Genomic DNA, 7501 nt, shown 5'->3' on the forward strand with positions numbered 1-7501 from the left:
ACCTGCAAACCATGCTGCCGCGTATTATCCGGCGTCGACTTCAGTTCACTCCCCAGTGGCAGCGCCTTGAGTTGCCCGACGGCGACTTTGTCGATTTGGCATGGAGCGAAGATCCGCAGCAGGCAAAAGATAAGCCCCGGCTGGTGGTCTTTCACGGTCTGGAGGGCAGCCTGCACAGCCCCTACGCCCATGGCTTAATCCACGCCGCCAAACAGCGCGGCTGGCTTGGGGTGGTGATGCACTTTCGCGGCTGCAGCGGCGAGCCTAACCGCCTGAACCGCATCTATCACTCCGGCGAAACCGAAGATGGCAGCGCGTTCCTGCACTGGCTGCATAATGCGTTTGGCCCAGCGCCGACGGCGGCAGTAGGCTACTCCCTCGGCGGCAATATGCTTGGCTGCCTGCTGGCTAAAGCCGACGATAGCCTGCCGCTCAACGCGGCGGTGATTGTCTCAGCGCCGCTGGTGCTGGAGGCCTGTAGTCTCCATATGGATAAGGGTTTTACACGCTTCTACCAGCATTACCTGCTGAACCTGCTGAAAGCCAACGCCACGCGCAAGCTCAAGGCCTATCCCGGCTCGCTGCCGATCGATCTCGCCCAGCTCAAGCGCGTGCGCCGCATCCGTGAGTTTGATGATCTGATCACCGCGAAGGCGCACGGGTTCGATGATGCCATTGACTATTATCGCCGAAGCAGCGCCATGCCGGTCCTGCCGCAGATCCGCAAACCGACGCTGATTATCCATGCCAAAGACGATCCCTTTATGGATCACCACGTCATTCCGGCGGCGGGTCATTTACCCGCTAATATTGAGTATCAGTTGACCGAACATGGCGGCCATGTTGGCTTCGTTGGCGGCACGCTACGCCGCCCTGAGATGTGGCTTGAAAAGCGCATCCCCGACTGGCTGGCACCCTATCTGGAGGCATAGATGATTATTCCCTGGCAAGAGGTTCCACCCGAGACGCTCTACAGCCTGATTGAGAGCTTTGTCTTGCGCGAAGGCACCGATTATGGTGAACATGAGCGTTCGCTTGAGCAAAAGGTTGCCGACGTAAAGCGTCAGTTGGAAACGGGTGAGGCCGTGCTGGTGTGGTCAGAGCTACACGAGACGGTCAATATTATGCCCCGTAAACAGTTTCGCGAATAACGCTGCGTCAGGCGATCCGCCCTCTTCTGCTGTTTATCAGGGAGTCGTTCGCTATGTCAGCCAAACATCCGGTGATTGCTGTGACAGGTTCCAGCGGTGCAGGAACCACCACCACCAGCCTCGCCTTTCGTAAAATTTTTTCTCAGCTCGGGCTGCGCGCCGCCGAGGTGGAGGGCGATAGCTTCCACCGCTATACCCGTCCGGAGATGGATATGGCAATCCGCAAGGCGCGCGATGCCGGGCGGCATATCAGCTACTTTGGCCCGGACGCCAACGATTTTGGCCTGCTGGAGCAGACCTTTATCGAGTATGGTCACAACGGCACCGGGCAGGCGCGCAAGTATCTGCACACCTACGACGAAGCCGTGCCGTGGAACCAGGTTCCGGGCACCTTTACGCCGTGGCAGCCGCTGCCGGAACCTACCGATATTCTGTTTTATGAGGGGTTGCACGGCGGCGTGGTGACGCCCCAGCACGACGTGGCACGCCATGTGGATCTGCTGGTGGGGGTGGTGCCGATTATCAACCTGGAGTGGATCCAGAAGATGATCCGCGACACCAGCGAGCGCGGCCACTCCCGGGAGACGGTGATGGACTCGGTGGTACGCTCAATGGATGACTATATCAACTTCATTACGCCGCAGTTCTCCCGCACCCACATCAACTTCCAGCGCGTCCCCACGGTCGACACCTCAAACCCTTTCGCAGCCAAAAATATTCCCTCGCTGGACGAGAGCTTTGTGGTGATCCACTTCCGCGATCTGGAGGGGATAGATTACCCCTGGCTGCTGGCGATGCTGCAAGGCTCGTTTATCTCCCATATCAATACCCTGGTGGTGCCGGGCGGCAAAATGGGGCTGGCGATGGAGCTGATCATGCTGCCGCTGGTGCAGCGGCTGATGGAAGGCAAGAAGATTGAATAAGGCAATGCGCGTCATGTAGGCCCGGTAAGCGCAGCGCCACCGGGCATAAAATCATCCCTCAATCACTTCGTATGAATGGGTGATGTTAACCGCTTTCTCCAGCATCAGCGCCACGGAGCAGTACTTCTCCGCCGAGAGATCTACCGCGCGGGATACCGCCGCATCCTTCAGTTCTTTGCCGGTAACGATAAAGTGCAGGTTGATGTGGGTGAAGAGACGCGGGGCCTCTTCCCGGCGCTCGGAGGTCAGCTTCACTTCGCAATCGGTCACGCTATGACGGCCTTTCTGCAGGATCGACACCACGTCGATGGCGCTGCATCCGCCTGCCGCCATCAGCACCATCTCCATCGGGCTGGGGGCTTTATCCCCGGAGTTGCCGTCCATTAAAACCTGATGGCCAGAGGCGGATTCGCCGAGGAACGTTAACCCTTCAACCCATTTTACGCGTGCTTGCATTTTCATCACTCCAGAGTGGCAATTTTCCCGACAGATTACGCGCGCCGAGTAAAACGCGCAACGGAAGGCGACATCCATCAAGCTGAAGCGAGACACCAGGAGACACACGGCAAAAGCTATGCTAAAACAGTCGGGATGCTACGGTAATGTATTGACATTATGCAGGTATGCAGAGGACTTCAACCATTACAGGCCGCACGCTTATATTGACGGCCCCCTTCCCAGGATTCGGGAAGCATATGATTGCAACCCCAGCCGCCGGATGCGTCCCGCGACTGGCGCCAGCTTATAACAGAGGATAACCGCGCATGGTGCTTGGCAAACCACAAACAGACCCGACTCTCGAATGGTTCTTGTCTCATTGCCACATTCATAAGTACCCATCGAAGAGCACGCTGATTCACCAGGGTGAAAAAGCGGAAACGTTGTACTACATCGTCAAAGGCTCAGTGGCAGTGCTCATCAAGGACGAAGAAGGGAAAGAGATGATCCTCTCTTACCTGAACCAGGGCGACTTTATCGGTGAACTGGGCCTGTTTGAAGAGGGCCAGGAGCGCAGCGCATGGGTACGGGCGAAAACCGCCTGTGAAGTGGCCGAAATTTCCTATAAAAAATTCCGTCAGCTGATCCAGGTCAACCCGGATATTCTGATGCGTCTTTCGTCGCAGATGGCACGCCGCCTGCAGGTCACTTCTGAGAAAGTGGGTAACCTCGCCTTCCTCGACGTCACCGGCCGCATCGCGCAGACCCTGCTGAACCTGGCTAAACAGCCGGACGCCATGACCCATCCGGACGGGATGCAGATCAAAATCACCCGCCAGGAGATCGGCCAGATCGTCGGCTGCTCCCGTGAAACCGTAGGCCGTATTCTGAAGATGCTGGAAGATCAGAACCTGATCTCCGCGCACGGCAAAACCATCGTCGTCTACGGAACACGTTAAGCTTTAAGAACGGCGTATCGCCTCTGCGGACGCCGTTTTTGCTCTTCTCCTCATGTGGCGCAGGTTAATCTACCACCCCGAAGTTAACTACGCACTGCGGCAAACGCTGGTGCTGTGTCTTCCTGTGGCCATCGGTCTGGCGCTGGGTCATCTTCAGCATGGTCTGCTATTCTCGCTGGTGCCCGCCTGCTGCAACATTGCCGGTCTTGATACGCCGCACAAACGCTTCTTTAAGCGCCTGGTTATCGGCGGCTCGCTGTTTGCTGGCTGTAGCCTGGCGGTGCAGCTGCTGCTGGGGGCCAACGTTGCGCTCCCGCTGATCCTCGCCGGATTGGCAATGCTGCTGGGCGTCACGGCGGAAATCAGTCCTCTACACGCACGTCTGCTGCCCGCTTCGCTTATCGCCGCTATCTTTACCCTCAGCCTGGCGGGCAATATGCCGGTCTGGGAACCGCTGCTCATCTACGCCCTGGGCACGCTCTGGTATGGCGCATTTAACTGGTTCTGGTTTTGGCTGTGGCGCGAGCAGCCCCTGCGCGAATCATTGAGCCTGCTCTACCGCCAGCTCGCCGATTACTGCGAGGCGAAATACAGCCTGCTGACGCAGCACGCCGATCCGGAGAAGGCCCTGCCGCCGCTGCTGGCGCGTCAGCAAAAGGCGGTGGATCTCATCAGCCAGTGCTATCAGCAGCTGCATATGCTCGCCGCCAACCAGCATAACGACTACAAGCGTCTGCTGCGGGCGTTTCAGGTGGCGCTGGATCTGCAGGAGCACATCTCGGTCAGCCTGCACCAGCCGGAAGAGGTGCAGAAGCTGGTGGAGCGCAGCCACGCCGAAGCGGTGATCCGCTGGAATGCGCAGGTGGTCGCTGCCCGGCTTCGGGTGCTGGCAGACGACATTCTGTACCATCGCTACCCGACCCGCTTCACCATGGAGAAGCAGATTGGTGCCCTGGAGAAGATCGCCCGCCAACATCCGCAAAATCCGGTTGGGCAGTTCTGCGCCTGGCACTTTAGCCGCATCGCCCGCGTGCTGCGCACCCAGCGCCCACTCTATACCCGCGACCTGATGGCCGACCAGCAGCGCCGCCAGCCGCTGTGGGAGGCGCTCAAGAGTTATCTGTCGCTGAAATCTCCGGCGCTGCGCAATGCCGCCCGCATCAGCGTCATGTTGAGCATCGCCAGCCTGATGGGCAGTGCCCTGCATCTGCCGAAGCCCTACTGGATCCTAATGACGGTGCTGCTGGTTACGCAGAACGGCTACGGCGCTACTCGGGTACGTATTTTACATCGGGCGGCAGGCACACTGGCAGGGTTAACGGTTGCTGGCGTTGCCCTGCACTTCCATGTTCCGGAGGGGTATACCCTGCTGGGCATGCTATTTATCACGCTAATCAGCTACCTGATCATTCGCAAGAGCTACGGCTGGGCGACGGTAGGATTCACCATTACGGCGGTGTACTCGATTCAAATTCTGACCCTGAGCGGCGAGAATTTTATCGTTGCCCGGCTGATCGATACCCTGATTGGCTGCCTGATCGCCTTCGGCGGGATGGTCTGGCTCTGGCCGCAGTGGCAGAGCGGTCTACTGCGGAAAAACGCCCATGATGCCATTGAGAAGGATCAGGATGCGATTCGCCTGATCCTCAGCGACGATCCGCAGCCGACGCCGCTGGCCTACCAGCGGATACGGGTCAACCAGGCGCACAACGCCCTCTTTAACTCGCTGAATCAGGCGATGCAGGAGCCGGGGTTCAATACCCACTATCTGGAAGACATGAAGCTCTGGGTGACCCATAGCCAGTTTATCGTCGAGCATATTAACGCCCTGACAACGCTGGCTCGGGAGCATGCCATGCTGACGCCGGACCTGACCCAGCGCTATCTGGAGTCATGCGAAATTGCGCTTCAGCGCTGCCAGCAGCGGCTGGACTATGACGGGGCCGGAGCATCCGGGGACGCGAATATTCTTGAAGCGCCGGAGACGCGCACCCACGGCCCAATGAGCCCGATGGAGATGCATCTCCAGCGTATTATCGGGCATCTGAACAGCATGCACACCATCTCATCGGTGGCATGGCGTCAGCGCCCGCATCATGGCATCTGGCTTAATCGCCGGTGGAGTAAAGATTAAGCCCGGACAAGGTTGGCTACCGCCACGGCAAAGCGCTGCATGCCTTCATCAATATCCTGCTCGCTGACCACCAGCGACGGGGCAAAGCGCATCACGTCTGGCCCGGCGTTCAGCACCATCACGCCCTCATCGGCGGCCGCGTAAAGCAGATCGCGGGCGCGCCCCTTGTACTGCGGTTTTAGCTCGGCACCAATCAGCAGGCCCATGCCGCGAATATCGCTGAACACGTCAAACTGCTCGTCGATCTGCTGTAAATGTTTGACGAAGCGCTGTCGCTTCTCGCTAACGCCTTGCAGCACCTCAGTCGAGCTAATAATGTCAAAGGCTGCACCCGCCACCGCGCAGGCCAGCGGGTTGCCGCCGTAGGTCGAACCGTGGGAGCCCACGTGGAAGGCGTTGGCAATCGCCTCGGTGGTCAGCACGGCGCTGATAGGGAAACCGCCACCCAGCGCCTTGGCGCTGGTGAGGATATCCGGCGTTACGCCGTAGTGCATGTAGGCAAAGAGATCGCCGCTGCGCCCCATCCCGCACTGCACTTCATCAAAGACCAGCAGCGCCTGGTGCTGGTCGCACAGCTCGCGCAGGCCCTGTAAGAATTCTGGCGTGGCGGCAGTCACGCCCCCCTCCCCCTGCACCGGCTCAACCACCACCGCACAGGTGTGATCGTCCATCACCGCTTTCACCGCATGAAGATCGTTGAACGGCACGTGGATGATATCGGCGGGTTTCGGTCCGAAGCCGTCGGAGTATTTCGGCTGGCCGCCGACCGAGACGGTAAACAGCGAACGTCCGTGGAAGGCGTTATGGAAGGCGATGATTTTGGTTTTGTACGGACTGTGGCGCGTAGAGGCGTAGTAGCGCGCCAGCTTAAAGGCGGTTTCGTTGGCCTCGGTGCCGGAGTTCATAAACAGCACGCGCTCGGCAAAGGTGACGTCGATAATCTTACGCGCCAGGCGCAGCGCTGGCTCGTTGGTAAAGACATTGCTGGTATGCCACAGGGTTTCGCCCTGGCTCTTCAGCGCCTCCACCAGTGCAGGATGGCAGTGGCCCAGCGCCGTGACGGCAATCCCGCCCGCGAAATCAACATACTCCTTGCCCTGCTGATCCCACACTCGACTGCCTTTGCCCTTCACCGGAATAAACTCCGCCGGTGCATAAACGGGCAGAATTACTTCGTCAAATGTTGCGCGCGTAACTGCGTTCTGTTCAGTTGCCATGTCATGCCCATCCGTTATATGCAGCAATGATTATGAAAATATAATCACAAAATATGCATAAAAAATCAGTGCATGGCAACTAAAAATCGGCCTGGTTAAGAAAGTTTGCCAGCAGCGCGTGCCCCTGCTCGCTCAGGATGCTCTCCGGGTGGAACTGCACGCCCTCTAGATCCCACTCCCGATGACGAATCGCCATAATCTCTTGGGTATCGCTCCAGGCGGTCACCTCGAAACAGTCGGGCAGCGTCGCGGGATCGATTAGCAGCGAGTGGTAGCGGGTGACGGTAAGCGGATTGTTGAGGCCGTGGAACACGCCCTGGCCGCTGTGGGTAATTGGCGAGGTTTTGCCATGCATCACCTTCTGCGCCCGCACGATGGTCGCGCCAAACACCTGAGCAATCGCCTGGTGGCCCAGGCAGACCCCGAGGATCGGCAGCTTACCGGCGTAGTGACGGATGACCTCCAGCGATATGCCCGACTCGTCCGGCGTGCAGGGGCCGGGCGAGATCACGATCTTCTCCGGAGCCAGCGCCGCGATATCGGCGAGGGTTATCTCGTCGTTGCGCTTCACCACGACCTCAGCGCCGAGCTCGCAGAAGTACTGATAGAGGTTCCAGGTAAAGGAGTCGTAGTTGTCGATAAGCAGGATCATGGTGCAGCATCTTTCGGTTAATAAACG

The 7501-nt window shown here is 58.7% G+C and carries 8 protein-coding genes; 5 read left to right on the forward strand and 3 right to left on the reverse strand.

Features of this window, described 5'->3' with window-relative positions:
• The first annotated feature begins 2 nt into the window (after positions 1-2).
• Genes FN633_RS05110 through FN633_RS05120 form a run of 3 tightly spaced genes read left to right on the forward strand, consistent with a single transcriptional unit; the run spans position 3 to position 2074 of the window.
• Positions 3-932: a hydrolase gene (locus tag FN633_RS05110; RefSeq protein WP_243731476.1), complete on the forward strand. Its 930-nt coding sequence runs from the start codon at positions 3-5 to the stop codon at positions 930-932.
• On the forward strand, positions 933-1151 hold the full coding sequence (locus tag FN633_RS05115; protein ID WP_042393072.1) for a YheU family protein: 219 nt from the start codon (positions 933-935) through the stop codon (positions 1149-1151).
• A gap of 53 nt (positions 1152-1204) precedes the next feature.
• On the forward strand, positions 1205-2074 hold the full coding sequence (locus FN633_RS05120) for a phosphoribulokinase (protein ID WP_042393074.1): 870 nt from the start codon (positions 1205-1207) through the stop codon (positions 2072-2074).
• Between the two features lie 51 nt (positions 2075-2125).
• On the opposite strand, the gene FN633_RS05125 is transcribed toward FN633_RS05120, so the two are convergent.
• Complete coding sequence (locus tag FN633_RS05125; protein ID WP_154056966.1) at positions 2126-2530, reverse strand: OsmC family protein; 405 nt, start codon at positions 2528-2530, stop codon at positions 2126-2128.
• A gap of 308 nt (positions 2531-2838) precedes the next feature.
• Between FN633_RS05125 and crp the strand changes: the two genes are divergently transcribed.
• Both crp and FN633_RS05135 read left to right on the forward strand, forming a co-directional pair.
• Positions 2839-3471: a cAMP-activated global transcriptional regulator CRP gene (gene crp, locus FN633_RS05130; RefSeq protein WP_000242758.1), complete on the forward strand. Its 633-nt coding sequence runs from the start codon at positions 2839-2841 to the stop codon at positions 3469-3471.
• A gap of 52 nt (positions 3472-3523) precedes the next feature.
• Entirely contained in the window at positions 3524-5605 is a 2082-nt protein-coding gene (locus FN633_RS05135; RefSeq protein WP_154056967.1) for a YccS/YhfK family putative transporter, read from the forward strand.
• Here the strand turns inward: FN633_RS05135 and argD are convergent.
• Both argD and pabA read right to left on the reverse strand, forming a co-directional pair.
• Complete coding sequence (gene argD / locus FN633_RS05140) at positions 5602-6822, reverse strand: bifunctional acetylornithine/succinyldiaminopimelate transaminase (protein ID WP_154056968.1); 1221 nt, start codon at positions 6820-6822, stop codon at positions 5602-5604. The genes FN633_RS05135 and argD overlap by 4 nt on opposite strands.
• 79 nt (positions 6823-6901) lie before the next feature.
• A complete protein-coding gene (gene pabA / locus FN633_RS05145; RefSeq protein WP_154056969.1) occupies positions 6902-7474 on the reverse strand; it encodes an aminodeoxychorismate synthase component 2 in 573 nt (190 codons plus the stop codon).
• Positions 7475-7501 lie beyond the last annotated feature (27 nt).

This window comes from Pseudescherichia vulneris (assembly GCF_902164725.1).
GTDB classification, from domain to species: domain Bacteria; phylum Pseudomonadota; class Gammaproteobacteria; order Enterobacterales; family Enterobacteriaceae; genus Pseudescherichia; species Pseudescherichia vulneris.